Source organism: Alcanivorax sp. UBA3183, from assembly GCF_002364155.1.
Lineage (GTDB): Bacteria > Pseudomonadota > Gammaproteobacteria > Pseudomonadales > Alcanivoracaceae > Alcanivorax > Alcanivorax jadensis.
In genome coordinates this window covers 1,004-3,564 of sequence record NZ_DEXN01000045.1, presented here as the reverse complement: position 1 = coordinate 3,564, position 2,561 = coordinate 1,004, and the positions used below count along the sequence as shown (strand labels likewise).

The following is a 2,561-nucleotide window of genomic DNA, read 5'->3' as shown; positions in this document are numbered from 1 at the left end:
GCCTGCGGCTAACCCACCCTACACATTGGCCACCGATCTTTTGTAGGAGCTATGCTTGCATGGCGAAAAACGGCGCGTTCCAGCAGCCTCTCAGCGCGACGGGTATCTCTTCGCCATGCAAGCATGGCGCTCACAACAAAAATAAAAATTGAAGGCAGTGCCGATCCGTTTTGCACGCTTCTACATTTCCCGCTTTCCTGTCACCTTGCCCGTATCCCGATCAGCGCTTAGTCTCGAAGCAACGGTTTCGATGCGACGCGACCCATGACAAACAACAAGAAAAATTATCCAGCATTAAGCTGGCAGGGCAGGGCCATCAATACGGTGGCCAAGGGCATGGTGAAACCGGTTATCAGCCGGCTGAAATTTTCCCGCCGTTTCATGAAGTTTTCCCAGCTCGGTTTCGATGCTGTCACGTTGGCATTGCCGGTGCCCTCCGACGTGCATATCTCACGGGCCCAGGTGGGCGGGGTGCCCGGCGAATGGCTGATCACCGGGCGGCGCGTACGTAGCAACCGGGTGGTGTTGTACTTCCACGGCGGTGCCTATTTTTTCGGTTCGCCCCGTTCCCATCGAGCCGTTACCTGGCGGCTCAGCCATTACTGTCGCGCCAAGGTGCTGGCGCTGGATTACCGACAACCGCCGGACTGGGCCTACCCGGCGCCACTGGAAGATGCGGTGCGCGCCTACAAGGCATTGCTGGATACCGGCTACAGCAGTGAGCATATCGTCTTTGCCGGGGATTCCGCCGGCGGCAACCTGGCGCTGGTTACCATGCTGCGGTTACGGGAACTGAAACTGCCGTTACCTTCATCGGCGGTGCTGATCAGCCCCTGGGGTGACCTGTCCTGCTCCGGTGACAGCATCCGTGACAATGCAGACAAAGAACCCCTGATTCCCCTGGGGGCGCTGAACTTTGTCTCCGCGTCATACAGTCAGGGTTACGATCCCGCGTCCCCGATGATTTCACCGGTATTTGCCGACTTCACCGGCCTGCCGCCGTTGCTGGTGCAGGTGGGCAGCACCGAGCTGCTCTACAGCGATGCGATCCGTATTGCCGGGCAGGCAGAAAAGGCGGGCGTGGATTGCCAATTGCAGGTCTGGGAACGTATGCCCCATGTGTTTCATGCCCTGGCCGCCTGGCTCCCCGAGGCCGGCCTGGCGTTGCAGGAAATCGGGGCCTTTGTGCATGGCCATCTCAACGATCGTGATCGAGACAGTCATGTCCGCGCGCGGGCAACGGTGGTCGGCAGGCTGGATTCCGCAGGCAAAGTGTAAATTGTTATCAAAAGTAGCCCTGACCTGAGTTCAGACACGGTTCCGTAACGCTGGCTACGCTTGATTACAGTTGGCCAACTTCCTTGCTCTACAGCAGATTGCACATCCCTTCCATAGTCGCTGATGCCAGTCTCCGCTCGGAGACCATAACGACAAAGTACGATGGAGGGGTTCATCTTGGCTAATCAACTCAAACTTCTGGTAGGCAGCAGCGCCCTGGCGGCACTGCTGACGGCCTGTGGCGGTGGAGGCAGCAGCTCAGCGCCTGCCGACTCTGGCCCGGCCGCCCGCGCCCTGCCTCCAGAAATCGCAGAGATCATCGACGATCAGAACGAGCTGACCGATGCCTTGTGTCCCGGTGCGTCCGGCGATGCCGGGGAAGACGGTTCCGTCGATCCGGAAGCCTGTCTGGATGAAAGCGAAGACGCTGCCGAGGAAGATACCGGCTACGAGCTGTCGCTGAATCCGGTAGTACAGCAGTTCTGCCCGGAAGCGGCACAGGTATTCGATGCCACGCTGACGTTCAATGGTGAAATGCTGGATCAGGATTTCATCTACGATACCGACAGCTCCTTTGACGGTAGCGCCACCTTCCCGGCGGCCTGTCTGCAGGAAGCGGCCGGTAACTTCCAGAACATCGGCGACATGATCGGTGGCTCCAACCCGCTGACCGAGCAACTGTGTCCGGAAGCGGCGGCGAATAGCCCGATTGATCCCGCGGCCTGCTTTACCGAAGCCGTTGGCGGCGGTGGCGACTTGCCCGGTGGTGATGGCGGTCTGCCCGGTTCTGACCAGCTGCTTGCGCAGCTTTGCCCGGAAACCGGCGAACAGGAGCTGGGCCCGGAAACGCCAGTCAACTGTCTCAACGAAGCCAGCCGTGCCTACATGGACATCTACAACATGCTCACCGCCAGCAATCCGCTGACCGAGCAGATTTGTCCTGAAGATAATGCGGATGGTCGCATTGATCCGCCCCAGTGTTTTGCTGAAGCCCTGATGGGCGGTGGCATTCCAGGTGGTGGTGATGGCGGCGGTGGCGGCGACGGCGGTAGCAATCCGTTCGCGCCTGCCCTTGAGCAGTTCTGCCCGGAAACCGCCATGGCGGACCTTGGCCCATCCACCCCGATCGACTGCCTGGCGGAAGCTGGCGGTAACTTCCAGGACGTACAGGACCTGCTGCTGGGTTCCAACCCGCTGACAGAACAACTGTGCCCGGAAGCGGCGGCGAACAGCCCGATCGACCCCGCAGCCTGTTTCTCTGAAGCAGCCGGTGGCTTTGCCCC

Annotated in this window: 1 protein-coding gene and 1 pseudogene; both read left to right on the top strand. The window is 60.2% G+C overall.

Annotated features, from left to right (window positions below):
- The first annotated feature begins 264 nt into the window (after positions 1-264).
- Positions 265-1,278 carry an alpha/beta hydrolase gene (locus B3Q33_RS14265; protein WP_273010280.1) on the top strand — a complete coding sequence of 338 codons (1,014 nt, stop codon included), beginning with the start codon at positions 265-267 and terminating at the stop codon, positions 1,276-1,278.
- 177 nt (positions 1,279-1,455) lie between these two features.
- Positions 1,456-2,561, top strand: a pseudogene (locus tag B3Q33_RS14260) (hypothetical protein); the annotation flags it as partial.